Source organism: Cryobacterium sp. MDB2-A-1 (assembly GCF_004402675.1).
GTDB classification, from domain to species: domain Bacteria; phylum Actinomycetota; class Actinomycetes; order Actinomycetales; family Microbacteriaceae; genus Cryobacterium; species Cryobacterium glucosi.
The window spans coordinates 1-26,629 of record NZ_SOFK01000035.1 but is presented as its reverse complement, the minus strand read 5'-3'; the positions used below and the strand labels follow the sequence as shown (position 1 = coordinate 26,629).

Sequence of the window (26,629 nt, the reverse complement as noted above, 5' to 3'; positions counted from 1 at the left end):
CTGTCGATCCTCCCACTCGAGGACGCGCGACGGCCCGTGTGGATCTACTGCGTTCGCAGTAGATCCACACCGGCCGCATGACACACCGGGATTCTGGCTGTTCCGGGCTACTTGACCGAACCGCGGGTGACCCCGCTCACGACCCACTTCTGGGCGATCACGTACACGACCAGGAGCGGTGCGAGGGCCATCAGATACGAGGCGAAGGCCACGGGGTAGTTCGTGTTGAACTGGCCCTGGAAGATGAACTGCGCCAGCGGCAGTGTCTGCGCCGAGGGGTCGGACAGCACCACCAGCGGCAACAGGAAGTCGTTCCACGCCCAGACGCAGGTGAGGATGCCCACGGTCGCGTTCATGGGGGAGAGCAACGGGAAGATCACCTTCCAGAACACCGTCCAGGTGCTCGCCCCGTCGAGGCGGGCGGCTTCCTCCAGCTCGACCGGAATGGAGTTGATGTACGCGACGAAGATGAAGATGTTGAACGACAGCCCGTAGACCGTGTACAGCAGGATCAGGCCAACGGGAGTGTCGATGCCGAGCACCGCTGTCTCCTTGACCACCGGCAGCATGATGATCGGGAACGGCACGAAGATCGCGGCGAGGAAGTAGAAGTACAGCCCCTTGAAGAACTTCCTGTGCATGTTGCGTGCGATCGCGTAGGCCACGAGCGAATTGGTGAGCAGGGTGAGGAAGACCGCACCGACTGTGATCAGGGCCGTGTTGAGCAGGGCGCGCGGGAAGTTCGTGAGTTCGTAGGCATCCGCGAAGTTCTCCCAACGGATGCTCGTAGGCAGTTCGAACCCGGTGCCGCCCAGTTGGTCCGGCGTCTTGAGGGCGGTGACGACGGTGAAGTACAGCGGGATGAGTACGGTGAGCGAGCACACTGCGATGAGTGCGGTCAGCCACCAGTTGGTGCCGCCGTTGCCGCCGTCGATGCGTCGGCGGGTGCGCGGTTTCGCGATGCCGGCATCCTGCAGGTTCGGCGTCGGCGACGCGGTCGGGGTGGTCAGGGTATCGGTCATGAGAAGCTCGCCTCCCGGCGCTGCAGGAAGCGCAGCTGGACGAATGAAACAATGATGATGACGAAGAGGTAGATGACGGCGTTGGCCATCTGGTACCCGTACTCTCCGCCCTGGAAACCGCCTCGGAAGATGACCAGGGCGATGGATTCGGTGGACGTGCCCGGACCGCCCGCGGTGAGCGCGACGATCTGGTCGAAGACCTGCAGGAACGACTTGAACGACAGCACCATGTTGATGGTGAAGTATGCACCGATGAGCGGGAACGTAATCGATCGGAACCGGCGCCACCCGGATGCGCCGTCGATGGACGCAGCCTCGTACAGGTCTGCGGAGATGGTCTGCAGGCCGGCCAGATACAGGATGACGTTGAATGCCGCTGCCTGCCACACCGTTGTGATCACGATGCCGACCCAGGCGAAGTCCGGGCTGGCCAGCAGGTTCGTGGCCAGACCTGGCATCCCGATGGCCGTGAAGATCGCCGGGAAGGAGTTCGCGAAGAGGTAGTTGAAGACGTATCCGATGATCAGGATGGCCAGCACGTATGGGATGAAGAAGACCCCGCGGAAGGCCGCCTGGAACTTGATCTTCGAGTTCAGTCCGAGGGCGATGGCCAGGGCGATCACGTTGACCAAAACCGTGGAGACGATCGCGAATCCGAAGGTGAACCCGTAGGAATTGAGCACGCGGTCGTCCTGGAACAGGTTGACGTAGTTGGACAGCCCGACGAAGTCCCAGGTGCCATAGCCGGCGTAGTTGGTCAGGCTGAAGAACATTCCAGAGAGCACCGGGACGGTGTGCAGGCCGAAGAAGATCACAACGGCCGGCACCACCATCCAGTAGAAGGTGCGCGGGGTGCGGGCGAACGACGACCGGGCGGATGCCGGTGCCGATACTGCAGGTTCCGGCCGGTGTTTCTTGATCCGGACTGATGCTGTCGACGTCATCGTCATTTCCCCTGTCTCTGAGTAGTCGTGCGGGCCGCGACCTTGCTCCATTCGGAGTCCAGGTCGCTCAGGAAGGTTCCGGAATCGCCGCTGATCACGAGCGATTGCAGGAGGTTCACGAGCGGCACCGCGGCGGGAATCTGATGGTCGATGAAGCCGACGATCTTCCCGGCGGTGAAATAGGGTTCGAGTCCGGCCAGGGCGGTGTCCGTGTTGGGGGTGGCGTTCGCCAACGGCGAGAACGTGCTCTGAGCCTCGGAATATCCGGTGACGACCGCGGGAGACATGAGGTAATCGACGAACTTCTGCGCTTCGGCAGGATGCGCGGTGTCCCGGCCGATGGCGATCCCGACATCGACACCGGAGACTACGACGCGGGCGTCGGCGTCATCGGTGACCGGGTAGGGGAACGACCCGATGCTCGCCTGGGGATTGTTGGCACGAATGGCAGGAATTGCGTACGAGCCCTGAAGGTACATCGCGGATTCGCCATCCGCGAAGGCCTTGTTGCCTGCGTTGTAGTCGCGGCTCGCGAAGTTGTCCTGGCAATAGCTGAACAGGGTGACTTCCTTCTGGGCCGCGGTGGCGAAGTCCTTCTGGAACGAGACTGTGCCCGAGGAAACGTTGGAGCCTTCGGCACGGAGGGCGTCGAAGAATCCGTTCGGCATCAGCGTTCCGCCGAGGTTGACGAACGCGGGGGCGGCGGTCCACGCGTCTTTCAGGGTGCAGAAGAAGGGCGAGACGCCGTTGGCTTTGAACTTCTCGGCTGCCGCAACAAGCTCTGTCCACGTGGTGGGTACGGTGACGCCGTTCTGGGCGAAGATGGTCGGGTTGTACAGGATGCCGGAGGCGTTGCTGGCGAAGGGGAGTGCGTTCACTTCCTTCCCGCCGTCGGCCGCGCAGGTTCCGAGCGCCTGGACGATGTTCTGTACGGCGGGGTTGACCGTCGCTGCCACGGGGGTGGCGGCCAGGTCGGCGAAGATGCACGCCCGGGCGAGTTCGCCGCAGTTGCCGTTGGCATTGAGGGTCAACACGTCGGGCACCTTGTCCTTCACGAGCAGGGTGCGGATGGCGGTGTCCGGGTCTGGCACGGAGTTCTGGATGACCCGGATTCCCGGGTTCTCCGCCTCGAAGTCGTCAATGATCGACGCGAACTCCGTGACGGCTTCCGGCTTGAACTGGAAGAAGTTCAGCGTGACGATGCCGGTATCGGGTGCGGAGCATCCGGAGAGTCCGACGAGAGTCGCGGCTGCGACGACCACGGCGGTTGCCGTGATCCGTCTGCGATGCCGGAGCCCGGTGCGGTTGGTGTTTCTCATTGCGCCTCCTTGCGCTTGGTTCCGCCTCAGGCGGAAGTGATCTCGATGATGACGAGGTGTTCGGGAAAGAGGACCGGTCCGTGCACGCCGATGGTGCGCAGGGCCCGTCCCGTGAGGGTCAGCGGCTGGTGGGACCAGGACAGGGGCGACTGGCCGGCGTCCGGGCCGGTGGATGATTCGACGAGCATTCGGACCTGATAGCGGGACTCGTCGTCGAGACCGGCGAACCGGAGCGGACCGACCGGGTAGAAGGAGCTCGCGCGCACCTGGGTGAAGACGAAGAGTGCGGTGCGCTGATCGGAGGACACCACGCCCCGGAGGTCGACGGCCGGATCCGGGTGGTCGACGTGGACGGCGGTGCCGGTGTGGAACAGGTGGCGACGAGACTTGTACAGGTCGATCCAGACGGCCAGCTCAGCGGACTCCGATTCGGTGAGGGTGGTGATGTCCCACTCGATGCCCAGGTGGCCGAGGACGGCCACGCCGGCCCGGAGCGAGAGATCGTGCCGGCGCCCCGTGGAGTGTGACACCGGGCCGCCGATGTGGGCACCCATCAGTTCATAGGGCACCAGGAGGCCCGTGTACTTCTGGATCGTCAGTCGTTCGATCGGATCGATGCAGTCACTCGTCCAGATGCGATCGGTATGGTCGAGAATGCCGAGATCGACGCGGGCTCCGCCTGAGGCGCAGCTCTCGATCTCCAACCCGGGATGACGCGCCTTCAGTTCGTCGAGCAGGTCGTAGAGGGCGACGACGTTCTCGTGCACCGCGGCCCGGCCGGTGCGGGTGCTTCCCGCGTCGACGAGGTCCCGGTTGTGATCCCACTTCAGGTACCGAATCGGGTATTCGGACAGGAGGGCATCGAGCCGCTCGAGAATGTAGCCGTAAGCATCCGGGTGCGACAGATCGAGGACCTGTTGTTGACGCCCCTCAACCGGGAAACGGCCCCCGGGCTGCAGGATCCATTCCGGGTGGGCTCGCGCGAGTTCGGAATCGGGATTGACCATCTCCGGCTCCACCCACAGCCCGAACTGCATGCCGAGTCCTGTCACTCGTTCGATGAGCGGGGAGAGCCCATCTGGCCAGACGTCGTCGTCGACGTACCAGTCACCCAGTCCGCTCGTGTCGTCGCGACGACCGCGGAACCAGCCATCGTCGAGCACGTACCGTTCCACGCCGACCCGGGCGGCGGCATCCGCGAGCCCGAGCAGGCGATCGAGGTCGTGGTCGAAGTAGACGGCCTCCCAGGTATTGAGGGTGACCGGACGTGGGATGGCTGGATGCGTAGGGCGGGCGCGGAGCCGCGAGTGGATGCGCCCACTCAGTTCGTTGAGGCCGTGGCCCCAGGAGGCGATGACCGTGGGAGTGGTGTAGCTCTGTCCTGGACCCAGCTGAATTTCACCGGGCGCGAGGAGCTCGCCGGCCTGGAGGAAGACCGACCCGGTGACGAGTCTTTCGGCGGCAAGCCGGTGGTTGCCGCTCCATGCGAGATGGACCGCGTGCACCAGCCCGGCTTCAAACCCGAAGCCGGGGGCTCCTGCGCACAGCAGCAGAGTGGCATCGGCACCCGGCCTCCCCTTTCGGCTTTCACGTTCGTGCCGTCCGATGGTGAACGAGTGCCGTTGCGGAGTGCGTTCCCGCAGGTGCCGGCCGCTCATATCGAGGATTTCCGCGGCCGTGCCCGGCAGAGGAACGGTGAGGCAGAGGTCTTCGAGCTGGTAGTCGTCGAGGCCGGCGTTGGTCAGCGTGAGCACCTGGCTCAGTACACCCGCTGAGTCGATGTCCAACCCGAGACGAAGTGTCAGACCGGCATCGGCGTCGATCGCCAGCAGGACGAGCTCGGACGGGCCGCTCTCCATCCCCGTCACGCAGAAATTCGGAGAGAACGAGCGTCCATGCCGGCTACCGCGAAGACCAGGAGTGCCCTGCCAGCCCTCAGACTCCTGAGGCAGCACCGTCAGGCGCGCGGGCTCATCGAGGCCACCGGAGACCCGTTGCGGAAGGGAAGCCACGACGATCGCCTGGGCCTCGTCGGCGGAGAGGTCACCCTGGTCTTCGCCCCAGTGCACAACGGCAGGGAATCCGCCACCGTCGAAATCGAGGATGACGCTGGTACCGCCATTGCGGAGGTGAAGGACAGTGCTGTCGTGGTGCATGTGTTATTTCTATAGTGGAAATAACGTAGTGTCAAGATCGAGTTTCCGGCACAGTGGTTGGAGTCATTCGACATCGGGTCTCTGATTGGGGCCATTTGGGAGTGAAAATGCCGGTCATTATGATTCATAATGGAAATAACGAGCCGGTTGAGACGGCTGCATATTCTGAGCGGAGGGCGCGGTGACGACTGCGCATCGGAGTGACGCCCTCACTGGGCCCGCGCGGGACCTGGCACGGGAAGTACTCATTCATGGCCCCATCACGCGGAGTGAACTGGGCCGCAGGCTCGGGCTTTCGCCGGCCACGCTCACGCGCCTGAGTAAGCCTCTGTTGGATGAGGGGCTCCTGGTCGATGCTCCCGAAACGATCGAACGGTCGATCGGTCGTCCCGTACGGCCTCTCGATGTGAGTGTCGATTCCCAGCGTTTCATCGGCGTCAAGCTCACCGCCGGAGAGGTCTTCGCCGTGGCCACCGATCTCCGGGCAAACCTCGGAGCCGAATGCGTCATCGAGCTCAGCGGCCATGAGCCATCCCAGGTCGTTGCGGACATCGTGCGGGCCACGGTGGAGGTCGGTGGAATGGACGGTGTGACGGCGATTGGCGTGACGGTCGGAGGCCAGGTGGGCCGGTCGCGCTGGGTGGAGCGGGCACCGTTCCTCGGTTGGAAGGGTGTCGATCTGGGTGGACTGCTCCACGACGCACTGGGCGTCCCGGTGGTCGTGGAAAACGACGTCGTTGCGCTCACGGCGGCCGAGCACTGGTTCGGGATCGCCAAGGGAATAGAAGACTTCGCGGTGCTGACCATCGGTGCGGGGGTCGGCTATGGGCTTGTCATTCACGACCGACCGGTTGTCAACAGTGACACCGGCCTGGGCCTGGGCGGGCATTTTCCCCTCGATCCCACGGGCCCACTCTGTGCAGAGGGGCATCGCGGGTGTTCGACCGCCATGCTGTCGATTCCGAGCATGACGGCCAGCGCCCGCGTCGGGCTGGCACGCGATGTCGGCTACACCGAGCTCCTCGATCTGGCGGATGCGGGGGACCCGGTTGCTGCGCAGGTCGTCGGGTCAGCGGCCCGGTCGCTCGGTCGCCTGATTGCGGCGACCGCCAATCTCGCCATGGTTCAAACCATCGTGTTGTCCGGCGAGGGCGTCGGCCTTGCCGATCGGCAGCTGCCGCGCATCCTTGAGGCGTCGCGTGCCGATCGCGACCCGGACGCCGTACCGGTGCGCATCCTCGTCGACCGCTCCGGATTCACGGCCTGGGCGCGGGGAGCGGCGGCCGTCGCTATCCAGGCATCCTTCGCCTGAATCGGACCGGTTGATGCGGGGCTCGCGCTCTCGCGTCACCGCACACGCGCGAGCCCCTCGCCCGTCCCGAGAAGCGGGCGGTACGAAGGGCTCGCAACCCCGGAGTGTGGCCCAGGGCTAAAGGCGGGTCCGCCTGCCGGAACCCTCGTTCGTGTCGACGACCCGGATCAACCCGGTGCGTACCGAGAGGACCGGCTCCGCTGTCGGGTTGGCGCCCACGGAGAGCGACTCGTCGAGCATCTCCTTGTTGAGCGACTGTTCGCCTTCCGCCTCGTCGATGTGGGTGGCGAGCGGCTTCTCGACGACGAACATCAGCAGCACGGCGGCGACCAGAACGAGCGGCACCATGAACAGGAAGATCGGGGCGAGCGCGTCGTTGTAGGCGTTGACGATGATCGTACGGGCGGCTTCGGGCAGGGCGGCGACGAGCGCCGGGGTGAGTGAGTTGGTTCCGGTGCTGCCCGTGCCGCCGGCCGGCAGGTTCGCCGAGAGGATGTCGGTCAGCCGAGAGACGAACAGGCTGCCGACGATCGCCGCGCCCAGGGACGAGCCGATCTGGCGGAAGAAGTTGTTCGAGCTCGTCGCGGTTCCGACGATGGCCCGCGGGAACGAGTTCTGCACGACCAGGGTCAGGATCTGCATCGAGAGGCCGAGTCCGAAGCCCATCACGGCGAGGAAGGCGCACATGATCCAGATATAGGTGGTCGCCGTCAGGGTGGAGAGCAGGAACAGGCCCAGGGCGGTGACGAACATGCCGATGATCGGGATGACCTTGTACTTGCCGGTACGGGACACGATCTGGCCGGAACCGATCGACGAGATGAGCAGGGCACCCATCATCGGGATCATGAGCAGGCCGGCATCCGTGGCACCGACGCCGGTGACCATCTGCAGGTAGGTCGGCATGTAGGCCAGCGCCCCGAACATGGCGACACCGGTGATGAGGCCGGCCGAGGTGGTGAGGTTGAAGTTGCGGTTCTTGAACAGCTTCAGCGGGATGACGGGTTCTGCTGCCCGGTTCTCGATGAACACGAAGAGACCGGCGAGCACAACCGTCGCCACGATCAGGCCGATGATGACGGGCGAATCCCAGTCATAGGTATTGCCGCCCCAGGTCGTGAAGAGCACCAGGCTGGTCGCGGCGAGGGCGAGGACGATCATGCCCGCGTAGTCGATGCGGGGCTTGCTGTACTCGCGCTGGGGCAGCTTCAGGAAGAAGACGGCGGAGGCGATCGCGATGAGTCCGAGGGGGAGGTTCATCCAGAACGCCCAGCGCCAGCCGGGACCGTCGGTGAAGTAGCCGCCGAGCAACGGGCCCGCGACGCTTGAGACGGCGAAGACGGCGCCCATGATGCCGGAGTACTTGCCACGCTGGCGGGCGGGAACGACGTCGGCGATGATGGCGAGCGCGAGGATCATCAGCCCGCCGCCACCGAGGCCCTGAACGGCGCGGCCGGCGATGAGGGTGCCCATGGAGTCGGCGAGTCCGCCCATGACGCTGCCCACCAGGAAGATCGAGATCGCCCCGACGAACAGCCACTTGCGGCCGACGAGGTCACCGAGCTTGCCGTAGACGGGCATCACGATGGTCGAGGCGAGGATGTATGCGGTGGTGACCCAGAGCATGTGTTCGACGCCGTTGAGCTCGCCGACGATGGTCGGCAGCGCGGTGCTGAAAATGGTCTGGTCGAGCGACGACAGGAGCATCGCCACCATCAGGCCGGCGAAGACGAGCAGCACGCTGCGGGTCGACGGAACACCTGCCTCCTCTGCTTGCTTGGGTCGGGTGAGGACGGTCGTCATGTGAGTTTCTCCAGTACGGTTCTGAGCGTCGCGATGGCGCGCTCGTAGGTTTCTCGGGGGGCAGCGGATGCCGGTGGCCCGGTGGTCGGATCCGGATCGCTCGCCCATTTCTTCATGGTGATTCGCACGGTGGCGAGGGAGACGCCGAGGATGATGCGGGCCTCGTCGAGGTGCTCGGCCTCGCTCTGTTCTGCGAAGCGTGCGTCCTTCGCCAGCCAACCGGCGATGATCGCACTGAGGCGGTCTTCGAGCTCGGCGACGCGCACCATCTGGCGGGTCATCAGGCGCGGGTATTTGCGGATGACGTCGCGCTTGAGGTCGGACTTGATTCCGCCGCCTGTGGCTTCGAACAGTGCGGTGATCAGATCGAACAGGGCGAGGAAGACATCCTCGTCGCATCCGCGCACTCTGTCGAGCTCGGCCGACACGGCGACCTCGTCAATGCCCAGGACGGCATCTTCCTTGGTCGGGAAGTAGTTGAAGAACGTGCGGGTGGACACGCCGGCCCGGTCGCTGATCATTTCGATGGTCGCGGCGTCGAGCCCGCGTTCGAGCGCGAGCTCTGCCGCCGCGATGTGGATGACCTCGGAAGTCCGCGCACGCTTGCGCTCGCGGAGCCCGAGGCCGGAAGAATTGTTCATGAATGCATTATTGCACAATGCGTAACACTGCGCGGTTGCATTATTGCGTGCAACGCAAAAAGTCACAGGAGTCTCGCAGGGTGCCGCACGCGGCGGAGACTGCCCACTGCGCCGGCACGTGTTGGTTCTACGCTGGAGGCATGCCTGAACTACTCTCGGTCGTCGCAGTGATCGGCGGGATCGCTGCCGTACTCGCGAGTCTGATCGCGCTCGCCGCCCGTGCGCGGCGACGCGGTGCTACGGGTGCGGGTATTGCGGGAGCGATGGCCGCCTACGATGAGGCGTTCCACGGCACCGCGCACGACACCTACGTCGAGGTGCAGGCGCAGGCGGACCGTACGGTGCCGATTCCGGCGCCGGACGATCGCTGACCTGCGGGCGCGCTGCATCCTTAGCCCCGGGGCAGACCTCGTAGTCTGGACAGTGACGAGGTGCCGAGCGAGAGGACGGGTATGCCCAAGATCACTGCTCCGACCGTTGCCGAGCATCGCGTTCGCCAGCGTGCAGCCCTCCTCCACGCTGCGAGGGAGCTCCTGATCGCCGGGGGAGTCAGTGCCGTCACTCCTGCAGCCGTCGGTGCTGCGGCCGGATTGTCTCGTCCCAGCGTCTACGAGTACTTCTCCTCCGGTGCGGACGTCCTGGTCGCCGTGATCGAGGATGCCTTCCCGCGGGCCAATGCGGAACTCCAATCGGCTTTGGACTCGGTCACGTCTGCGTCGGAACGGCTCGACGTCTACGTCCGGGTGACGTTGCGGTTGGCGGCGGAGGGCGTGCATCGGCCGGTGGCGGCGCTCGCCGCAGCCCAGCTGCCTGCAGAATGCCTGGCGCGCCTATCCGCGTTGCACCGCGAACAGGCGGCACCCTTCATCGAGGCGCTGCGCGAGCTCGAGGTGCCTGAGCTCAACATCACGGCCCGTCTGCTCGGGGGCGTGCTCCAGGCGGCCATGGCCGCGATCGAATCGGGCGCCTCGCTGCCCGTGGTCACTGAGCGAACCCTGGTGTTCGTCCGGTCCGCGGTGGCGCCAGCTCTCTAGCCGCAGCAGGCTGCAGCTGAATCAGAGCTTCTGCGGGTAGATCGTCTCCCCGCGTTCGAGCATGGAGACGAACTTGGCGATGTTTGCAGCGCGGGTCGCGGGTCGCTTCACACCGCTGATGCGGAAGAGAATGGCAAAGCGGTTCTGCGATGAGAGCCTCGAGAACAGGTCCGCGGCCAATGGGCTGGCGTCGAGGGCGGACTTGAGGTCATCGGGGACCGGACTGTCCTTCTGGCGGTAGGCGGCTTCCCATCGTCCGTCGGCCTGGGCACGCTCGATTTCCGCGAACCCGGTCGGTCGCATCCGCCCGGCTTCGATCAGTTGTTCGACGAGGTCCCGGTTGCGCTGGGACCACATGCTCCGGGGTCTGCGCGGGGTGAAGGCGCGTAGAAAATAGTCATCGTCGTGGGTGCCGGCCTGCCCATCGATCCAGCCGAAGCACAGCGCCACCGTGAGTGCCTCGTCGTAGCCGATGCCCGGTGCGGAGGAGTTCTTCTTCACGAGCTGCAAGCGGATGCCGGCGTGATCGATGTTCTCCTCGAGCCAGGCTTCCCAGTCCCGCACGGTGGCGAACAACAGGATGGGCTTGCCCGAGTTTTCCGCCATGGCTCCCATCGTAGAGATCACCCGGATCTCGCTGAATAGGATCGAGGAGTGATCGGACACATTGATGAGGTCGTCATCGACTGCAGGGACCCCAAGGCGCTCGCGACGTTCTGGGCGAGCGTACTCGGCGGCGAACCACGCGGGCGGGACACAGCCTGGTGGTACATCCTGCCTCCTGGCTGGACGCAACTGTCGTTCCAGAAAGTACCCGAGGCCAAGACCGTGAAGAACCGGCTGCATCTCGACGTGCGTGTCGACGATATTGCGGCGGCGACGGACCAGGCCGAACAGCTCGGAGCGCGCCGGATCGGTGAGGCGCATCACGATATCGCCGGATCGTTCCAGGTGCTGCAGGACCCCGAGGGCAACGAGTGGTGCGTGGTCAGACCGGCCGCCGCGCATGACTGAGTGGGAGCTCGACGGGGACGGCCCACTGTGTCCCGTGTGTGGCATCGAGATGCTCGCCGACGGCGTGGACACGGCTGAGGGTCTCGAGTCGTGCCATCGGTGTCCGCGGTGCAAGCTCGTCGTTGTCATTTAGCCGGAACGACGGGCCAGTGCAGTCGAGAGCGAGAACGAAATCGGTTCGCGGGGGGCTGATACGTTGACGACATGAACGAATTTTCCGTCGGCGACGAGATCGCGGCATTCGTTGCCGAGCGCGACTGGGCGCAGTTCCACACGCCGGAGAACCTCGCGAAGAGCATCTCCATCGAGGCGGCCGAGTTGCTGGAGTGCTTTCAGTGGGATGCCGAGGCGAGCCCCGAGCGCGTACGGGAGGAATTGGCCGATGTGCTGACCTATTGCCTCCTTCTTGCCGAGCGGATCGGCGCTGATCCGAACCAGATCATTCTCGACAAGCTCGCACTGACGCGGGAGAAGTATCCGGTGGACAAGTCGCGGGGGCGAAGCACGAAGTATGACGCCCTGTGAGACTAGACGCCTAGCTCTTTAGAACGGGGTGGAGTCGTCGGGGTCTTCGTGTGTGGGATCCAGGTTCCAGACATCCACGAACGGGACCGGTGGTTTCGGTGCGGGTTTGGGTTTCCGGGGTGGTCTCATATCCGCGGAGGGTTCGACGATGTAGCTGTACCCGGCCGGGGAGGTCCATTCGATGCGGCCGTCGCCGAGGTGTCTCGGCGTCCACCGGGTGTAGCTCTTCACCGCGTGGTGATACGGGCAGAGGTGGGCGAGGTTCATCGCGTCGGTCTCCCCGCCGTGCTGCCACTCCACACTGTGGNGCCGGCAGCCCGGGAAGGTGCAGGTTTCATCGCGCACCTCGAGCCACTTCTTCAAAGCCGCGGGCGGTTTGTAGGTGTCGCGTCCCATCGAGAGCACGACGCCGGTTTCCGGGTGGGTGAGCAGCCGGGTGAAGCTCGGCGCACCCGCCGCGAGACGCCTCGCGGTGTCGGGGTCGATGGGTCCGTACCCGGCCAGATACCCGGGCTCCTCGCTCTTCCCCAGCAGGGTCAGCACGGGAACGGTGACGTTGACCTGCGCGGCCACCCCGGCACCGAGTCCGTCCGGGGTGACCCCGCCGATCAGGACGTCGGTGAGGACGTCCGCCGCCAGCTGGGTCAGCGTGCGGGTTTCCTCCGGGCCCTGCAGGGTCAGCGCCGTGTCGAGGGTGCGGTGGTAGGCCGCCTGCACCTTCTCGGCATCCCCGGTCAGGTACAGCGACGCCATGCCGTCGTTGAGGGCCTGGAACACCACATGCCGGTCCTCGACGCTTTTCTGGTGCCGGGCGGTGATGGTTTCCGGGTGGGTGCGTTCCCGCACCCTTCGGGCCCGGTCGGCGAGCTTCGCCACGGTCAGCACTTCCGCGTCGGGCACGAGGACCTCCTCGAACACGGCCCGCGCCCGGGCGGCCGCTTCCGGGTCATCATCGACTCGGATGCCCCAGGCCTGCTCCATGATGACTTGCGCGTGCCGGTAGCTGATCACCCCGGAGGCCAGAGCGTCCCGGGTTGCCGGGAGGTCTTCGGCGAGGGTGCGGCTGGCTTCGATCAGGGTCTCCGCCGTCCGCCGCGGCAGCCGCAGCAGGGCGCCGACCTCGCACGTGAACTCCTCCTTCGTGGCTTCCTCCGGCGACCACGGCGGGCGCGGGCCGCCCGCCCGCACTGCGGCGTCCGCCCGGCCCCGGCCGACGTCGGCGAGCACCCGTTGGGCGGTGTAGATCGCGGCGGCCCGGCGAGCGGTGGCCTGATTGATTTCCCGGTCCGCATCCCGGATTGCGTCATAGAAATCGGCGAGGGGCTGCTCCACAAGGCTCAGATGCCGGGGGTTCAGGTGCGAGTCGGGAGGGGTCCCGGGCGGGGGTTCCGCCGTGCTTTCTAAGCGAACTGTTGAGGATTCTTCAGCTGTCATATCGGTCACTCTACGGAGGACCACCGACATTCCACCGGCATCCGCACGCCCACAAATCACCTGTGGATAACCCGGTCAGAAAGCATTTGTTGAGGAGGGGGCACCACAATCCGCCGCTACGGGTCGGCCTGGTCTGTGGCGAGCTCAGCGGATTCCAACGACATGAAACACAGGAGTCCGCGTTGTTCCCGTAGCGTGGGGCCATGGTGAACACGCGTCCCGACAGGCATGATCCACTGTCCTTGAAAGACTCGACACTGGCCGTGCATGCGGGCAATACGGTCGATGCGGGGTCGGGTGCGATCCGCACCCCGATCGTGATGGCGAACTCCTATGCATTGCCGGAGGACCCGTCGTCGGTGAGCTGGTCGGGCACGGACGTGCCGCTCTACACCCGGAACTCGGGAGTCAACCAACTGGGACTGCAGGCGAAGCTCGCTGCCCTGGACGGTGGCGAGGACGCCGTCGTGCTGGCGTCGGGTGTCGCGGCGCTTCACGCGGTGTTCTTCACGTATCTGCGCTCCGGGGATCACGTCGTGGTCGCCGATGTCAGCTACGAGGCGACGTGGCGGTTGTTCACGGAGCTGCTTCCCGACAAGTACGGAATCGAGGCCACGTTCGTCGATATCAGCGATCTGGCCGCGGTCGCTGCGGCGATTCGACCGAATACGCGACTCGTGCACACGGAGGCGATCGCCAATCCGACGACCCGGGTTGCCGACATCGAGGCCCTGGCGGCGATCGCCCATCGGGCGGGCGCGCTGCTCGTTGTGGACTCCACCTTCACTCCGCCTCCGTTCTATCGACCTCTCGCGGACGGCGCCGACCTGGTCGTCCATTCCCTGACGAAGTACATCAATGGGCACGGCGACGCGATGGGCGGCGCGGTGATCGGCTCCCGCGAGCTGATCCAGCGCATCAAATCGGATGCGATGGTCGACGTGGGCGGAGTGATCTCGCCGTTCAACGCGTGGTTGATCACTCGCGGGTCGGTGACGCTGCCGCTTCGTCTCCGGCAGCATTTCGAGTCGGCCCAGTTGGTCGCCGAGTTCCTCGACTCCGACCCGCGGATCGCGTTCGTCGCTTTCCCCGGGCTCGCGAGCCACCCGCAGCATGAGCTCGCCGCGCGACAGTTCGCCGGTCGGGGCTATGGCGCGATGCTCGCGTTCGCCGTCGCGGGCGATCCGGAAACCCAGAATCGCTTCGTCTCCCAGCTCCGGGTGATCACCTCGGCCGTCTCGCTCGGTCATGACGAGTCGCTGATCGTTCATGTCGGCACGAGCGGACCGCGGGTCGCTGCGTACCCGGCGCCGTTCCGCGAGTTCGGGCATCTTCGATTCTCGGTCGGGCTCGAGGATCCTCTCGACCTGATCGCCGACCTGCGCGCGGCTCTCGACGCCACGTTCGCGTAGGCGTCACAGCCACGGCCACAGCCACGGTCGCAGCCGCAGCGAACGTCAGGCCCGGTTGCGCAACCGCGCGCGGCGGGCCTGACCGTCCTCCTGCAACTCCGCAATGGAACGCTGGGCCTTCAGGAAGTCCGTGAACGACTTGAAGCCGATCTTCTTCTCATCGAACCCGGGGTCGAGGCGCTTCATCTGCTGCTTGAGAGCGGATGCTGCCATCCAGCCGTCGACGTCGTCATTCGCCCGCCCGCGCAGGGCGCGCATGAGGAGTTTGCGGGCCTCCTTCGCGAGGTCCGGCGCCGGCGGCTCGACGGCCACTGTCGGAGTGGAGTGCGGAATGTCCTCGACGAGGTCCTCCCCGAGGTCCTCCCCGAGGTCTTCAACGAGGTCGTGGTAGTACGAGAACTCGTCGCAGGCGTTCTTGAACGCCGCACTGGTCGAACCCTGCACACCGATCCCGATGACCGTGCGGCCCAGGCGCCGTGCGCTTTGGGCGAGCGGGATGTAGTCGGAGTCACCGGCGACGATCACAACGTGCGAGATGTCCTGCAGCCGGAAGAGGTCTTCAACAACATCGATCGCGAGGCGGATGTCCGCACCGTTCTTGGTTCCGGAGGTGTTGAAAAGCTGTACGAGGTCGACCGCGCGGTCGACGAGCTGCTTCTGGTACCGGGTGTTCGCGGGCGCGGCCCAGTCCGCATAGGCCCGGCTGATTGCGACGGCTCCGAAAGACGAAGCGAAGTCGAGGACGGCGCCGATGTTGACCGTGGCTTCCTGGAGCCGATCCGCGGTCTTGCCGGTGGCGGTGCGGGCCTTCTCTTTGATGAAGGCTCCACGACCATGCACATTGTCGTATTGGGAAATGATGATGTTGTCGAAATCGATGTAGACGGCGACACGTGTCTCGGACAGTTCAGCCATGCTTCAACGCTACCGCGCGGCGTCTTCACCGGTGGGAGCGTCTTCACCGGTGAGGGCATCCCGGCAGGCGACGAGCTGAGCGAGAAGTCCAGCATGCTCCGCGGGGGACAGGGGGGACAGCATCCGTTTCTCGACACGGGCGACCGCCGCACTCGCGCCCGCCAGCGCCGCGTGGCCGGCCGGGGTGAGGCGCGTCGGCCGCGCCCGGCCGTGTTCGGCGACATCGGCGCGCGCGACCAGACCGCGCTCCTGAAGACCGCGCAGTACCTCGTTCATCGATTGGCGCGTGACGAACGCCCCGCGGGCCAGATCGGCGTTCGATTGCTCCGGCTCGTGGCCGAGTAGCTCAAGCACCGAATACTGCGACACAGTCAGGCCCTGCGGGCGCAGAACCGCGTCCATCGAGGCGTGCAGGGCCGTCGCTGCCTGCTTGAGCAGATAACCCACCGACTCGGCCAGATCGCCGACCTTCTCCTCTTGACTCATGTCAGCATCCTGACACACAATAGTCATGTAAGGATCCTGACACGCGGGATTCGACGAGGAGAAGAAACCATGACTGTCACTGGACCCGATTTTCTAGCCCTGCAGGTGAGCGACCTCGAGCGGTCGGCGAACTTCTACGAGACGCTGCTCGGGCTGCGGCGCGCGCCCGTGAGCCCGCCCCACGCTGTTGTCTTCGCCACCGAGCCGATCGCCTTCGCCGTTCGGGAACCGATGCCGGGGTTCGACCTCGATGCCGTGCGCCCGTGGGCCGGTGCGGGAGTTGCGCTCTGGTTGCACGCCGATGACTCCCAGGCTGTGCACGACGTCCTGGTCGAAGCTGGAGTCCGGATCGTCAGCGCCCCTGCCCCCGGCCCGTTCGGTCTCACCTTCTCATTCAGCGACCCGGATGGCTACGTCGTCACCATCCACGACCAGGTCTGATGAGGAAGACGCCAGCCGGGCTCGCCAGACCGGTGCGACTGTATTGACCGGTACCCATTCGGAGTCGTCAGGCGGCGAAGGGGCCTCCGGGTCCGAAGGCGAGCCCGGCGAAGCGCTCGCCGATGCGGTGGTGCGTCGCGGCATCCGGGTGGAGGTGGTCGGGCAACGGATGCTCGGCGAAGTCCGCGGTGCCGTAGAGGTCGAGGCCGTCGAGGTAGTGCAGGTTCGGATCTGTGGCCGCCCGCTGCTGCGCGATACGCGCGAGCTCCGCCCGGATCACCGTGAGCGTCAGCTTTCCGGCGGACGCTTCGGCCGGGTCCCCGGTGGCCACGAACTTCAGACGACCGGAGGCCAGGGCGGCGAGGTCGAAGGCGCCGGGCCCGGGTGTGTCCTCGTGGATGGGGCAGAGGAGGGGCGAGACCAGCAGCAGCGGTGTTGTGGGGTGACCGTCGCGGATGGTGTCGAGGAAGCCGTGCACGGCTGGGGCGAAGGCGCGCAGGCGCATCAGGTCGAGATTGACCAGATTGATGCCGATCTTGACGCTGATCAGGTCGGCGGGGGTGTCGCGCATGGTGCGGGCGATGAAGGGGTCGAGCAGCGCGCTGCCGCCGAAGCCGAGGTTCACCAGATCGAAATGGCCACTCGAAGCGGCAAGCGCCGGCCAGGTCTCGGTGGGATTGGCGGCGTTGGAGCCGTGGCTGATCGAGCTGCCGTGGTGCAGCCAGACCCGGTTGCCTGTCGCAGGCGCGGGTTCGATGGGCCCGTTGGAGCGGAGGGCGACGAGCTCGGTTCGTTCGTTGTGCGGGAGCCAGATCTCGATGTTCTTGAGGTGATCCGGCAGGCCGGTGAAGCGGAGGGTGCTGACGGGGCCGAGGTGGTTCGTGGTGGCGCCTGTGGTCATGTCCACGGTGACGGTGATGCCGGTCGTCGCGATGGCCTGACCGGCGAGCTTCCCGTCCACGAGGAGTTGGTACACGCCGATCGGGCGCGGCGGGGCGCCGAGGTAGACCAGCTTGGTGGGCAGTACGTCGAGTTCGAGGTCGGTTGCTCGGGTGCTGAAGGCCAGCCGGACCCCGGAGGGCTGGGCTTCCATGGCGGCCAGCTGCGGGTCGGCGTGGGCGCGAGCCCACGCGGGCAGGCGGTGCGGGAGCACGCCGTGGACGGTCTGTTCCAGATCGAGCGCGCCGCGGAGGAGGCCGGGGGTGATGGGCGTGGTGATCCAGTCGTGCTGGGAGGACATCTGTGAACTTTCTGATCGGGGATTTGCGAGGTGGGAGTCGTGGTGCGGGTACCGGACGCGTGGCGTTCTGGCGTTATTCGGGCGCCGGCCAGGCACGTAACAGGGCGTCGAGGGCGTCCAGGGTGCGAGTCCAGGACTCCTGGGAGTCGGGGGAACTGTTGCTGAAACCGCCCTCCAGCTCGAGGGTCGCAAAGCCATGGAAGACGCTGCCGAGCAGTCGGACGGCATGCGTCTGGTCCGGTTCCGTCAGGTCGTATCCGCGCAGGATTGCGCGGGTCATCGCGGAGTGGCGGACGCCGGCGCTGGCGATCGCGGTCTCCCGGTCGAGCCGAAAGTGCATGGCGGCGTAACGCCCGGGATGTTCGCGGGCATAGTCGCGGTAGACGTTGCCGAGCGCGACCAGGGCATCCTTGCCTGCCCGGCCGGCCACGGCATCCGCTGCCCGGTCAGCGAGTTCCTGCAGCGCGAGCAGGGCGATCCTGGTCTTGAGATCGTGCGAGTTAGTGACGTGGGAGTACAGGCTCGCGACCTTGACGTCGAAATGCCTGGCCAGTGCCGAGAGCGTGACCTGGTCGAATCCGACCTCGTCGGCGAGTTCAGCGCCCGCCTGGGTCAGGCGTTCCGCGGTCAGTCCTGCGCGTGCCATGAGAAGCTTTCCATTTTGCTAATGCTACATCGGTTTTGCCTAATACATTTAGGTAGATTCGCGATGAGCGCCGCTGGGATAATTTCCCCATGAGCGACACGCGCAGAATCCGGTCGGCGGTCGAGCCGACAGCCGGTCGAGCCGACATGGCCTTCTTCTGGGCTGGCCGCGTCGTGGCGACGCTCGGCGTGATCGTCACCGCCTGGGCGGCACTGTCGACCGGGTCGATGCTTGTGCACGGACATCCGGCCTACCTGGTCCTCCTCGTCCTCACGTTTGCCGTCAGCCTGACGGTTGCGCTGCGCTCCTGGCTCACGCGTACGGTCCGGCATCGCGGGCGCACGGGTATCCGGGGTGTCCTCGTTGCGCTGTCGCTCGGAGTGATCGCGCTGGCCTGGTGGCTCGTGCCGTCATCGGCCGTTGAGCCGGCCCTGTCCGCCATGGACTCCGACACGAGCGTGACCGTGACCGAGACGGCCGACCAGATCGTGCTGCAGCCCACGGGGGCCGTGAGCGAGGTCGGGGTGTTCTTCCAGCCCGGCGCGCGAGTCGACGCTCGCGCATACGCGGCCGTGCTGCGCCCGCTCGCCGCGGCCGGGCACGTGGTCGTCATCCCCAAGCAGCCGTTCGGGATTGCGTTCCTCTCGACGGGAGCATTCGGGTCGGCGCGCGCCGCGCATCCGCCGGTTGAACGTTGGGTCGTCGGCGGGCACTCTCTCGGCGGGACGGTCGCGGCGATGGATGCCCAGTCTTTCGCCGGTGCGTCGACAGACCCGGTTGTCGGGTTGTTGTTCTTCGCCTCATATCCCGCGAACGACCTGAGCGCGCTGGGCGCCGGCGTGCTGTCGATCTCCGGTACGAACGACGGTCTGGCGACTCCGGACAAGATCAGCGCGTCGAAAGCGTCGCTGCCTGCGGATGCGCGATACCTCGTGATCGAGGGCGGCGTGCACGCGTTCTTCGGCGACTACGGGCCGCAGTCCGGGGATGGCGAGCAGTCCATCTCCCAGGATGCCGCGCGCGCCGAAATTTCGGCGGCGAGCGTCGACTTCGTGAACGCCTTCGACCACTAGGACGACGATGGCCCGCCCGCACGCTTCTCGATGTTCGAGACGCGTGCGGGCGGGCCGGTGCGGAGCTGGCAGTGACCGTGCCGGCTAACCCGCTGTGCCTGCTACCCCACGGTGTCTGCGGGCTCGTGGGTCTTCTTCGGCGCGCTGTCCTCGTTCTCGAGCAGAGCGGGCGGCAGCGCCTCCCCACGTCGTTCGTCGCTGTAGACCATGAGGGTCGAGCCGACGAGCGCCAGGACAATCGCGATCGTTCCGAAAATGGTCGGCAGCGTCTGGTAGCCGACGAGCGACACCACGATCGTGAGAACGGGGGCGAGGGCGTTCGTCGTGGGCGCCACGATGGATGCCTTGCCTCGGCTCAGTGCCATGACGAGGAACAACGCGCCGACCGCATTGAGGAGCTGGGTGGCGGCGGTCAATGCGGGCGCCTGCCAGGGGACGTCGAGCGGGAGGCCGCCCATCGCCATGATCGCAAACGGAGTGAGGATCAGGCCGCTGATGGCCATCCAGGCGAAGGTCGTCGCGTCGTTCACTCCGATGGTCGCCGCCTTCCGCATGAAGAAGGCCTGCACGCCCCACGCAATGCAGACGAAGATGGCGATAACCAGCCAAGGACCGGATGTGGCGTCCCCTGAGCCGCCGGCGACGCTGAAGAGAACGATGGCGGCCAGTGCCGCGACCAAGCCGATGACGGCGACCTTGGGCAGGCGCTCGCGGAGGAACGCCACGGCCATGAGAACGGTGATGGCCGGCGAAATGGAGATGATCGGGAAGATCAGGTATGCGGGACCGGACGACAGGGCGTTGAACAGGAGCAGCTGGCCGCCGGCCCCGGTCAGGCCGATGAGGAGACCGTACATGGCGGCCTTCGGGCGGCGGTCGAACGTCTTGCCGCGGAGCGCGAAGACTGCCGGGATGATCATCACGACGGCCCAGATCACGTAGACCATTTCATCCGGGTACCCGTAGAGGGTGATGGGGAGGGACGAGAATGCGCCCCAGACTCCCCAGAACAGCACCAATAGTGCTGCGTAAAATATCCAACTCTGCGTTTTCTTCACAATGATCTCCTCGTTGACATCTGTTACTTGCTTGGACTTACTCAGGGGGACGTGCGTGGTGGTGCGTGGTGCGTAGTGCGTAGTGCGTGGTGCGGGTGAGGTCAGTGGGACCGGAGTTGCGCCAGCGCGGCTTCGGACAGCGGGGTGCCCGCCTTCTTCGCGGCGTAGAGCGCTGCGCCGACGGCGGGGCCGAACAGCGGAGTGCGTAACTCGTATTTCGGCGGCAGTGCCGAAAGCGCCTCTTCGAATCCGCTGCGGACGGCGGCGGCCGTGAACATGCCTCCCGAATAGGACACGGGGACCGTGTCGTCGTCGCCGAAACCGAGCTCCGTGCGCGTCGTGTCGACGATCCTGGCCAGCTCGGCGCAGGCATCCGTGAGGATCTGCGCGGCGATGAGGTCGCCCTGGGCGGCGGCTTCGACGACGGTCTTGGAGAGGTCGGCGATCGCCCCTCGCTGTCCCTTCCACCGATTCACGACGACGTCGATCAGGTCGAGATCGCTGTTCACGTCGGCACGGGCCTTGACGACGTCGTAGAGGGGGCCGCGGGGGAGCCGGCCGTCGCTCATCCGGGTGAAGGCGTTGAGACCGCGGATCGCGATCCAGTACGCGGAGCCTTCGTCGCCGAAGAGCTCGCTCCAGCCGCCGACCCGGTGGCCATGGCCTGCACGTTCTCCGTAGGTCATCGAGCCGGTTCCGCTGATCACGTTGATCCCGTCGACGGCACCGAGGGATCCGGCCCAGCCGCACACCATGTCGTTGTCGCACGTGTAGCGGTCGTGCCCGAGCACCGCGCGGGGCACGGCGTTCAGTCGTTCGATATCAGAGCTGACCTCGCCGTATCCCGGGAGCCCGAAGAAGGCCTGGTCAATGTCCTTCGTCTCGATTCCGGCCTGGGCGGTGATCGTGTCGATGCCCTGGGTGAGGATTCGGCCGACGAGCTCGATGCCCTCGCTGAAGTAATAGCAACTCGGTGTCTGTGTTTCCGCGACGATGTGTCCGGAGTCGTTGAGGAGGACGAAGGCGGTTTTTGAGCCGCCGCCGTCAACCCCGAGGAAGAATGACATGGCTCTCAGCTCGCGTTCGTGAGGGTGCCCGCGGACGCGGACAGCGGGTGGATGTGCACGCCCTTGACGACGCGGTTGACGGTTCCGCCCGGGAACGGGTTGTCGGGGGTGGCGCCGAGCGTGAGGGAGAACGAGAGCCCCAGAAGCTGCGCGATGACGATGTAGCCGACGGCCAGGAACGCGTCATCCAGGCCCGCGAGGTCCGAGAGGATCCACGAATGGCCGTCGGCTGCCGGCAGTGGCAGGGAGGAGATCGCGACGACGCGTTCGGGGCTGAGCGCTGTGCGCAGTTCGGCGATGATGTCGAGGTCATACTCGCGGGTATAGGGGTCGGAAGACACGTAGACCAGGGCGAGCGTGGTCTCATCGAGGACGGCCTTGGGGCCGTGGCGGAAGCCGAGGGACGAGTCGTAGTAGGTGACAATCGCACCGGCCGTCAGTTCGAGGACCTTGAGGGCTGATTCGCGGGCGAGGCCGGTCAGTGGCCCGCTGCCGATGTAGACGATGCGTTCGTAGCCGGCCTCTGCCAGTGCGCGGATCTCGGGCTGGCGGCAGTCGATGATCTGCGTTGCGGCCGTGGAAAGGGCGGCAACGGCGTCGTCGTTCGCGCCGCCGAGGATCAGGAGACTTGACAGGAGCATCGACGTGAAGCTCGACGTCATTGCGAAGCCTTCGTCGTTGGAGCGACGCGGCATCAGCACGACCTTCGAGTGTGCGCGTCCCTGATGGTCCGTGAAGAGGTTCCCGTCTTCGTTGCAGGTCAGAATCAGGTGGCTGACGTCGGTGAGCACCTGGTCGGCGAGGACCGTTGCGGCGCTGCTCTCCGGGCTGTTGCCCGAGCGGGCGAAGGAGACGAGCAGGGTGGGAACGTCTTCGGCGAAGCTCTCCCGGGGATTCGAGACGATGTCCGTCGTGGCCACGGCGTCAACGCGGCGGCCGAGGAGTCGCGACAGTGCCGGTGCCGCGATGTCGCCGACGAAGGCGGATGTCCCTGCTCCCGTGAGAACGATGCGCAAGTCGGATTGGGAGAGGAGGGGTGCGAGGAAGGCATCGATGTCGGTGCGCTGGGCGGCGATGTTCGCCGAGGCCTCGCGCCAGACATCCGGTTGCTGGGCGATCTCGCGGACGGTGGCTTCAGACCCGGGGCCTGCGGCGTGGCCGATGGTCGCCGATGCGGCTGGGGTGGATGTGGCGGTGGGGTTAGACAAGGAGTGCTCCCTGGATGGTTGTGGTTGTCGTGGAACGGTCGCGGACCGTCGGGAAACAGGCGAAGGCATATGGGCGCAGGGCGTCGCGGATCTTGTCCACGACGAGCTCGCGCGGTTCGGGAGCAAGGCTCCCGGCCCGCACCCTGGCGTATTGCTCGGGAAGGAACTGGCTGATCAGGGGAAGCGGAATCTGCAGGGCGGAGAGGTTGTCGTAGAGGCGGTTCTCGGCGGCTTCGATCTCCGGGTCCGGCCAGTAGTAGCGCAGCCGGTCGCTGTAGCTGAACCGGCGGGCAAGGCGCTGCTGCTGGGCCGTGCCCTCGTAGTAACCCGCCCAATAGTCCGGACGGGCGAGCATCCGCCGTTCGATGACCTCGACGAGTGCGGAGCGATCCGCGACCGGCACGAGCTCGTCTTCGATCTTCGCGAGGGCGAAGAGGGCTTCCCGCATCGCGAACGTCAGTCCGGGTCCGACCTTGAGGATCGCCCAGTGGTCTTCGACGAGTTCGGCGAGCCGGCCCGTCTCCTGGTAGTCGGTGGAGTGGGCCTCGAACACCAGTCCCGGCTCGTCGTTCAGGACGGTCCGCAGCTGCACGGTCCCTTCGCGGTGGTAGTCGATGACCTGCAGGTGGTCGAATTCCACGGCGGGCTGCACGACGAGCGCGATGATGCGTGGCCAGATGTCGGTGAGGCCGACCTTCTCGAATGCGGCGCGGTGTCGGTCGAGGGTCGCTCGTGCCGCCACGGCGGATGTCGCAGTCAGGGTGCCGAGGGTCTCGTGCGCGCCTCCCGGTACAGGGACCTCTGTGCCGATCACGTACAGGATGTCGCTCGGGAGACCGGCGCGCGTGGCTGTATCCTCGGCAACCCGCAACAGCCGTGCTGAGCGATCGGCCGCGAGGTCGTCGCCGACCGGCACGGGATCCCCGGCGCAGGACATGCTGCAGTCCAGGTGGATCTTGGTATAGCCGGCTTCGACGTATGCCGTGACGAGGGCGTCGGCATTCGCCATGGCCTCGTCAGCGCTGAGGTTCTGCCATCGGTTGGGACCGAGGTGGTCGCCACCGAGGACAAGGCGGTCCCTGGCGAAGCCGACCCTGTCGGCGATCGAGTAGACCAGATCACGGAAGTCGGCCGGACGCATGCCGGTGTACCCGCCGAACTGGTCGACCTGGTTGGATGTGGCCTCGATGAGAACGTAGGTTCCGTCGGCATCCGCCTGGCGGATGGCAGCCTCGAGCACGGTCGGGTGCGCCGAGCATACTGAATAGATTCCGACGGTTTCACCCGCCTTATGCCGACGTACCGTGTTCCAGAGTTGATTAACCATTGTGCTCCTTTGCAGTCCCACGGGCGTCCCGTTGTTCGGGGCGGGGTGGTTCGATCGATGGGTCTCGGGGGTGGATGGGTCAGCGGGTACCCAGCCCGGTGAGGAGGGCTGAATCCGAGGTGGTGGGGTTGTGCGCCGCTGCCGCGTCGAGCACGGTGCACAGGTGCGTGACGGTGCGGGAGATGGACTCGCAGCCGTCGCGAATGTACGTGCGCGGATCGGTGACATCCGGGTTGGTGGCAAGGAACCGCCGGACGCCGCCCGTGAATGCGATGTTCAGTGCCGTTCCGACGTTGATCTTGCGCATTCCGGCGGCGATGGCGGCGACGAGCGTCGTGTCGCTGACGCCGGAGGAGCCGTGGAGGACGAGGGGGACGGGCACGATTCCGGCAAGTTGGGCGATGAGCGCGAGGTCGAGCTCGGCAACCTGTGACGTCATCGCGTGTGAACTGCCGACCGCAACGGCGAGCCCGTCAACGGTGGTTTGCGCGACGAAGTCACGCGCCTCATCGGGCTGGGTGCGTGCGAGCGGAGAGTGTGCGCCGTCTTTGCCGCCGATTTCGCCCAGCTCAGCCTCGACCCAGAGGCCGCGGGCGTGGGCGCGCCGAGCCAGTTCGCGGGTCTGGCGAACGTTCTGGTCGTGGGGGAGATGAGCGGCATCGACCATGATCGAGCTCACGCCGAGATCGTTCGCCAGATCGATGGCGTGTTCGGTGAGCGCAAGGTCCTGGAAATGGTCGAGATGAATGGAGATGGGCGCGGAGGACTCGGCGGCGATCTTCGCGCAGGCCGCGATGATCGGCGAGATCCTGCCGTTGTGGAACCGGATCGCGTTCTCGCTCACCTGGAGAATCGCGCCGGTATTGGCGCGCTCCACTCCGATCGCGATGGCTTCGGCGTGCTCGAGGGTGATCACGTTGAAGGCGAGAACGGCACGGTTGCCTGCGCCGAAGTGGTCGATGAGATCGCGAGTTGTGGCGAGCAAGATGACGAGCTCCTCCCGGCAGTGATGGAGTGCGATTCGGGCGATGTCGGCTCGACACCATCCGTGCACTGCACCATCACGATGGCCATGGCTTGATCCTGCGCCAGAGTGCGCGGAGCGCGCAATTTTCCTGCTAAAGTGGACAGAAATACTGCGCGTTTCAATTTCGGTAAGGCGTCTCATGCTCCAGAACGGCTCGTACTCATCCACTCCTCGTGCGGTCTCGGGCAAGCGCTCCGAGCGGATGCGCCTCGTGCTGTCGCTCCTCCATGAACAGACGAGCATGTCGCAGTCCGCGCTCGCGGAGGCCCTCGGTATTTCGGCGGCGACCCTGCGGCGCGATCTGGCGGACCTGGACGAACAGGGGCTGCTCGTGCGGACGCATGGTGGGGCCCGTGCCCTGGACGCCCGCAGCGAAATTCCCGTTCGGCTCCGGAATACCCAGTTCCGTGAGGCCAAGCAGCTGATCGCGCGTCGTGCGGTGGAAATGATCCCCGCTGGACCGTATGCGATAGCCCTGAGTGGGGGGACCACGACGGCCGAGGTCGCCAGGGCGCTCAGTAATCGGTCAGGACTGACCATTGTGACGAATTCGCTCACTATTGCGCTGGAGTGCGCGGCACGCCCGAAGCTCAAGGTGATCATGACGGGAGGCGTCGTTCGGCAGAGCTCCTTCGAGGCGGTCGGCTCGCTGTCCGAGAACACGTTCAAAGCGATCAACGTGGGCACTGCCGTTCTGGGCACCGACGGCATCAGCGTGTCAGGGGGTGTGACGACCCACGATGAAACCGAAGCGCGCACCAATCACGCCATGGTTGCCAACGCCCAGCGTGTGATCGTCGTTGCCGACGGTTCGAAAGTCGGACAGGTCACCCTCGCGAAGATGGCCGACCTGAGCGAGATCGACGATTTCGTCACAGATTCCGATGCGGACCCCGCCGCGCTTCAGTTGATCGCAGACGCCGGGGTAACCGTACACATCGTCGACCTCAGCGCTGTGCGTCGGTAGGGCACGGTACGATCCTCAGAACCTGCGCTTTCAACAGAGGCCGCGGCTGACGCGCAGGCGGGAGGCCGGTGCGCGCAGGGCGATTCGGTAGTGATCGCGTTTGAATTCTAGATAATAAACATGTTAATTAACTGAGCAAATCTCGCATTCGTGTTCGATTTGGGGTAGAATCGGGGTATGGCAGGAGCTTCCGATCCCCAGTCACACACCCCGCAGACACCCGGTTCAGGGGTCGCGGGAGATCAGCGCGTCCAGGGCGTCGAGTTGGCCCATCCGGTCGCGGTCGTTGAGGGTTTCGAGGGCGCTGAGGGGTTGGCCGGGTCGGTGCCATCGGTTCATGCGGATGCTGTCGCCCGGCTCGCCGAGGCGCAGGCGGTTCTCGCCGAGGCCCTGGTGGCGATCCCGGTCGGGCTGCTCAGTGACACAGAAGCTGTCACGGCGCTGAGCACCGTGGAGGCGATCGGTCGGACGGTGGATGCGGCCCGGGTGAGCACGGCGACGGATGTGGACCGGCGGGCCCGGGTGCTCGGCCGGGAGGGTCTGGCCTGGCGGATGGGC

27 protein-coding genes are annotated in these 26,629 nt (G+C 65.8%); 10 read left to right on the top strand and 17 right to left on the bottom strand.

Annotated elements, in window-relative coordinates:
* Nucleotides 1–107: 107 nt before the first annotated feature.
* Genes E3O39_RS14760 through E3O39_RS14745 form a run of 4 tightly spaced genes read right to left on the bottom strand, consistent with a single transcriptional unit; the run spans nucleotide 108 to nucleotide 5,441 of the window.
* Nucleotides 108–1,022 (bottom strand): carbohydrate ABC transporter permease, encoded by a 915-nt coding sequence (locus E3O39_RS14760; RefSeq protein ID WP_134445769.1) that lies wholly within the window; start codon nucleotides 1,020–1,022, stop codon nucleotides 108–110.
* A complete protein-coding gene (locus tag E3O39_RS14755; protein WP_134445768.1) occupies nucleotides 1,019–1,972 on the bottom strand; it encodes a carbohydrate ABC transporter permease in 954 nt (317 codons plus the stop codon). The genes E3O39_RS14760 and E3O39_RS14755 overlap by 4 nt, the downstream gene beginning before the upstream one ends.
* Nucleotides 1,969–3,285: an ABC transporter substrate-binding protein gene (locus tag E3O39_RS14750; RefSeq protein ID WP_134445767.1), complete on the bottom strand. Its 1,317-nt coding sequence runs from the start codon at nucleotides 3,283–3,285 to the stop codon at nucleotides 1,969–1,971. Before E3O39_RS14750 ends, E3O39_RS14755 begins: the two co-directional genes overlap by 4 nt.
* A 26-nt stretch (nucleotides 3,286–3,311) precedes the next feature.
* Nucleotides 3,312–5,441, bottom strand: a complete 2,130-nt coding sequence (locus tag E3O39_RS14745; protein WP_134445766.1) for an alpha-galactosidase — start codon at nucleotides 5,439–5,441, stop codon at nucleotides 3,312–3,314.
* A gap of 406 nt (nucleotides 5,442–5,847) precedes the next feature.
* On the opposite strand from E3O39_RS14745, the gene E3O39_RS14740 reads away from it, so the two are divergent.
* Entirely contained in the window at nucleotides 5,848–6,753 is a 906-nt protein-coding gene (locus E3O39_RS14740) for an ROK family protein (protein WP_241975320.1), read from the top strand.
* A gap of 117 nt (nucleotides 6,754–6,870) precedes the next feature.
* Here the strand turns inward: E3O39_RS14740 and E3O39_RS14735 are convergent, their stop codons facing one another.
* Together E3O39_RS14735 and E3O39_RS14730 are read right to left on the bottom strand one after the other, a co-directional pair.
* Complete coding sequence (locus tag E3O39_RS14735) at nucleotides 6,871–8,556, bottom strand: MDR family MFS transporter (RefSeq protein WP_134445764.1); 1,686 nt, start codon at nucleotides 8,554–8,556, stop codon at nucleotides 6,871–6,873.
* A complete protein-coding gene (locus tag E3O39_RS14730; RefSeq protein WP_134445763.1) occupies nucleotides 8,553–9,197 on the bottom strand; it encodes a TetR/AcrR family transcriptional regulator in 645 nt (214 codons plus the stop codon). The genes E3O39_RS14735 and E3O39_RS14730 overlap by 4 nt, the downstream gene beginning before the upstream one ends.
* A 140-nt stretch (nucleotides 9,198–9,337) precedes the next feature.
* On the opposite strand from E3O39_RS14730, the gene E3O39_RS14725 reads away from it, so the two are divergent.
* Complete coding sequence (locus E3O39_RS14725) at nucleotides 9,338–9,568, top strand: hypothetical protein (RefSeq protein ID WP_134445762.1); 231 nt, start codon at nucleotides 9,338–9,340, stop codon at nucleotides 9,566–9,568.
* Between the two features lie 81 nt (nucleotides 9,569–9,649).
* Complete coding sequence (locus E3O39_RS14720) at nucleotides 9,650–10,231, top strand: TetR/AcrR family transcriptional regulator (protein WP_134445761.1); 582 nt, start codon at nucleotides 9,650–9,652, stop codon at nucleotides 10,229–10,231.
* Between the two features lie 21 nt (nucleotides 10,232–10,252).
* On the opposite strand, the gene E3O39_RS14715 is transcribed toward E3O39_RS14720, so the two are convergent.
* Nucleotides 10,253–10,837: a YdeI family protein gene (locus tag E3O39_RS14715; protein WP_174774605.1), complete on the bottom strand. Its 585-nt coding sequence runs from the start codon at nucleotides 10,835–10,837 to the stop codon at nucleotides 10,253–10,255.
* 48 nt (nucleotides 10,838–10,885) lie between these two features.
* Between E3O39_RS14715 and E3O39_RS14710 the strand changes: the two genes are divergently transcribed.
* Both E3O39_RS14710 and E3O39_RS14705 read left to right on the top strand, forming a co-directional pair.
* Nucleotides 10,886–11,245, top strand: a complete 360-nt coding sequence (locus E3O39_RS14710; RefSeq protein ID WP_134445760.1) for a VOC family protein — start codon at nucleotides 10,886–10,888, stop codon at nucleotides 11,243–11,245.
* A gap of 204 nt (nucleotides 11,246–11,449) precedes the next feature.
* Nucleotides 11,450–11,770 carry a nucleotide pyrophosphohydrolase gene (locus E3O39_RS14705; RefSeq protein WP_134445759.1) on the top strand — a complete coding sequence of 107 codons (321 nt, stop codon included), beginning with the start codon at nucleotides 11,450–11,452 and terminating at the stop codon, nucleotides 11,768–11,770.
* An 18-nt stretch (nucleotides 11,771–11,788) separates the two neighbouring features.
* Here E3O39_RS14705 and E3O39_RS14700 read toward each other — a convergent pair whose 3' ends face one another.
* Nucleotides 11,789–13,204, bottom strand: coding sequence for an HNH endonuclease signature motif containing protein (locus E3O39_RS14700; RefSeq protein WP_166789567.1), 1,416 nt, complete (start codon nucleotides 13,202–13,204; stop codon nucleotides 11,789–11,791).
* A 203-nt stretch (nucleotides 13,205–13,407) separates the two neighbouring features.
* Here E3O39_RS14700 and E3O39_RS14695 point away from each other — a divergent pair, with 203 nt between their 5' ends.
* Complete coding sequence (locus E3O39_RS14695) at nucleotides 13,408–14,616, top strand: PLP-dependent aspartate aminotransferase family protein (protein ID WP_198413449.1); 1,209 nt, start codon at nucleotides 13,408–13,410, stop codon at nucleotides 14,614–14,616.
* Nucleotides 14,617–14,661: 45 nt separating this feature from the next.
* On the opposite strand, the gene E3O39_RS14690 is transcribed toward E3O39_RS14695, so the two are convergent.
* On the bottom strand, nucleotides 14,662–15,531 hold the full coding sequence (locus tag E3O39_RS14690) for an NYN domain-containing protein (RefSeq protein ID WP_134445757.1): 870 nt from the start codon (nucleotides 15,529–15,531) through the stop codon (nucleotides 14,662–14,664).
* Between the two features lie 9 nt (nucleotides 15,532–15,540).
* Nucleotides 15,541–16,017 (bottom strand): MarR family winged helix-turn-helix transcriptional regulator, encoded by a 477-nt coding sequence (locus E3O39_RS14685; protein ID WP_134445756.1) that lies wholly within the window; start codon nucleotides 16,015–16,017, stop codon nucleotides 15,541–15,543.
* A gap of 69 nt (nucleotides 16,018–16,086) precedes the next feature.
* Here E3O39_RS14685 and E3O39_RS14680 point away from each other — a divergent pair, with 69 nt between their 5' ends.
* Nucleotides 16,087–16,458 carry a VOC family protein gene (locus E3O39_RS14680; protein ID WP_134445755.1) on the top strand — a complete coding sequence of 124 codons (372 nt, stop codon included), beginning with the start codon at nucleotides 16,087–16,089 and terminating at the stop codon, nucleotides 16,456–16,458.
* A 67-nt stretch (nucleotides 16,459–16,525) separates the two neighbouring features.
* Here the strand turns inward: E3O39_RS14680 and E3O39_RS14675 are convergent, their stop codons facing one another.
* Both E3O39_RS14675 and E3O39_RS14670 read right to left on the bottom strand, forming a co-directional pair.
* Nucleotides 16,526–17,698, bottom strand: a complete 1,173-nt coding sequence (locus tag E3O39_RS14675) for an SGNH/GDSL hydrolase family protein (RefSeq protein WP_134445754.1) — start codon at nucleotides 17,696–17,698, stop codon at nucleotides 16,526–16,528.
* A gap of 73 nt (nucleotides 17,699–17,771) precedes the next feature.
* Nucleotides 17,772–18,344 carry a TetR/AcrR family transcriptional regulator gene (locus E3O39_RS14670; RefSeq protein WP_134445753.1) on the bottom strand — a complete coding sequence of 191 codons (573 nt, stop codon included), beginning with the start codon at nucleotides 18,342–18,344 and terminating at the stop codon, nucleotides 17,772–17,774.
* An 89-nt stretch (nucleotides 18,345–18,433) separates the two neighbouring features.
* Between E3O39_RS14670 and E3O39_RS14665 the strand changes: the two genes are divergently transcribed.
* Entirely contained in the window at nucleotides 18,434–19,417 is a 984-nt protein-coding gene (locus E3O39_RS14665) for an alpha/beta hydrolase (protein ID WP_134445752.1), read from the top strand.
* Nucleotides 19,418–19,518: 101 nt separating this feature from the next.
* Here the strand turns inward: E3O39_RS14665 and E3O39_RS14660 are convergent, their stop codons facing one another.
* The 5 genes from E3O39_RS14660 to E3O39_RS14640 all read right to left on the bottom strand — a co-directional run bounded on the left by E3O39_RS14660 (nucleotide 19,519) and on the right by E3O39_RS14640 (nucleotide 25,062).
* Nucleotides 19,519–20,475 (bottom strand): DMT family transporter, encoded by a 957-nt coding sequence (locus E3O39_RS14660; RefSeq protein ID WP_198413448.1) that lies wholly within the window; start codon nucleotides 20,473–20,475, stop codon nucleotides 19,519–19,521.
* Nucleotides 20,476–20,576: 101 nt separating this feature from the next.
* Nucleotides 20,577–21,542 (bottom strand): N-acetylglucosamine kinase, encoded by a 966-nt coding sequence (locus E3O39_RS14655; protein WP_134445751.1) that lies wholly within the window; start codon nucleotides 21,540–21,542, stop codon nucleotides 20,577–20,579.
* A gap of 5 nt (nucleotides 21,543–21,547) precedes the next feature.
* Nucleotides 21,548–22,750, bottom strand: coding sequence for an SIS domain-containing protein (locus E3O39_RS14650; RefSeq protein ID WP_198413447.1), 1,203 nt, complete (start codon nucleotides 22,748–22,750; stop codon nucleotides 21,548–21,550).
* Nucleotides 22,743–24,077, bottom strand: coding sequence for a D-tagatose-bisphosphate aldolase, class II, non-catalytic subunit (locus tag E3O39_RS14645; protein WP_134445749.1), 1,335 nt, complete (start codon nucleotides 24,075–24,077; stop codon nucleotides 22,743–22,745). The genes E3O39_RS14650 and E3O39_RS14645 overlap by 8 nt, the downstream gene beginning before the upstream one ends.
* A 79-nt stretch (nucleotides 24,078–24,156) precedes the next feature.
* A complete protein-coding gene (locus E3O39_RS14640; RefSeq protein WP_241985098.1) occupies nucleotides 24,157–25,062 on the bottom strand; it encodes a class II fructose-bisphosphate aldolase in 906 nt (301 codons plus the stop codon).
* 244 nt (nucleotides 25,063–25,306) lie between these two features.
* Here E3O39_RS14640 and E3O39_RS14635 point away from each other — a divergent pair, with 244 nt between their 5' ends.
* Together E3O39_RS14635 and E3O39_RS14630 are read left to right on the top strand one after the other, a co-directional pair.
* Nucleotides 25,307–26,071: a DeoR/GlpR family DNA-binding transcription regulator gene (locus tag E3O39_RS14635; protein WP_241985097.1), complete on the top strand. Its 765-nt coding sequence runs from the start codon at nucleotides 25,307–25,309 to the stop codon at nucleotides 26,069–26,071.
* Between the two features lie 177 nt (nucleotides 26,072–26,248).
* Nucleotides 26,249–26,629 (top strand): hypothetical protein (locus E3O39_RS14630; RefSeq protein ID WP_134445747.1); only part of this gene is annotated, 381 nt, incomplete at its 3' end.

Coding starts and splice junctions, on each gene's coding strand:
- E3O39_RS14695 (WP_198413449.1), top strand. CDS start 13,408: ATGGTGAACACGCGTCCCGACAGGCATGATCCACTGTCCTTGAAAGAC.
- E3O39_RS14720 (WP_134445761.1), top strand. CDS start 9,650: ATGCCCAAGATCACTGCTCCGACCGTTGCCGAGCATCGCGTTCGCCAG.
- E3O39_RS14705 (WP_134445759.1), top strand. CDS start 11,450: ATGAACGAATTTTCCGTCGGCGACGAGATCGCGGCATTCGTTGCCGAG.
- E3O39_RS14750 (WP_134445767.1), bottom strand. CDS start 3,285: ATGAGAAACACCAACCGCACCGGGCTCCGGCATCGCAGACGGATCACG.
- E3O39_RS14635 (WP_241985097.1), top strand. CDS start 25,307: ATGCGCCTCGTGCTGTCGCTCCTCCATGAACAGACGAGCATGTCGCAG.
- E3O39_RS14680 (WP_134445755.1), top strand. CDS start 16,087: ATGACTGTCACTGGACCCGATTTTCTAGCCCTGCAGGTGAGCGACCTC.
- E3O39_RS14675 (WP_134445754.1), bottom strand. CDS start 17,698: ATGTCCTCCCAGCACGACTGGATCACCACGCCCATCACCCCCGGCCTC.
- E3O39_RS14730 (WP_134445763.1), bottom strand. CDS start 9,197: ATGAACAATTCTTCCGGCCTCGGGCTCCGCGAGCGCAAGCGTGCGCGG.
- E3O39_RS14715 (WP_174774605.1), bottom strand. CDS start 10,837: ATGGCGGAAAACTCGGGCAAGCCCATCCTGTTGTTCGCCACCGTGCGG.
- E3O39_RS14690 (WP_134445757.1), bottom strand. CDS start 15,531: ATGGCTGAACTGTCCGAGACACGTGTCGCCGTCTACATCGATTTCGAC.
- E3O39_RS14645 (WP_134445749.1), bottom strand. CDS start 24,077: ATGGTTAATCAACTCTGGAACACGGTACGTCGGCATAAGGCGGGTGAA.
- E3O39_RS14685 (WP_134445756.1), bottom strand. CDS start 16,017: ATGAGTCAAGAGGAGAAGGTCGGCGATCTGGCCGAGTCGGTGGGTTAT.
- E3O39_RS14735 (WP_134445764.1), bottom strand. CDS start 8,556: ATGACGACCGTCCTCACCCGACCCAAGCAAGCAGAGGAGGCAGGTGTT.
- E3O39_RS14755 (WP_134445768.1), bottom strand. CDS start 1,972: ATGACGATGACGTCGACAGCATCAGTCCGGATCAAGAAACACCGGCCG.
- E3O39_RS14670 (WP_134445753.1), bottom strand. CDS start 18,344: ATGGCACGCGCAGGACTGACCGCGGAACGCCTGACCCAGGCGGGCGCT.
- E3O39_RS14745 (WP_134445766.1), bottom strand. CDS start 5,441: ATGCACCACGACAGCACTGTCCTTCACCTCCGCAATGGCGGTACCAGC.
- E3O39_RS14665 (WP_134445752.1), top strand. CDS start 18,434: ATGAGCGACACGCGCAGAATCCGGTCGGCGGTCGAGCCGACAGCCGGT.
- E3O39_RS14655 (WP_134445751.1), bottom strand. CDS start 21,542: ATGTCATTCTTCCTCGGGGTTGACGGCGGCGGCTCAAAAACCGCCTTC.
- E3O39_RS14725 (WP_134445762.1), top strand. CDS start 9,338: ATGCCTGAACTACTCTCGGTCGTCGCAGTGATCGGCGGGATCGCTGCC.
- E3O39_RS14760 (WP_134445769.1), bottom strand. CDS start 1,022: ATGACCGATACCCTGACCACCCCGACCGCGTCGCCGACGCCGAACCTG.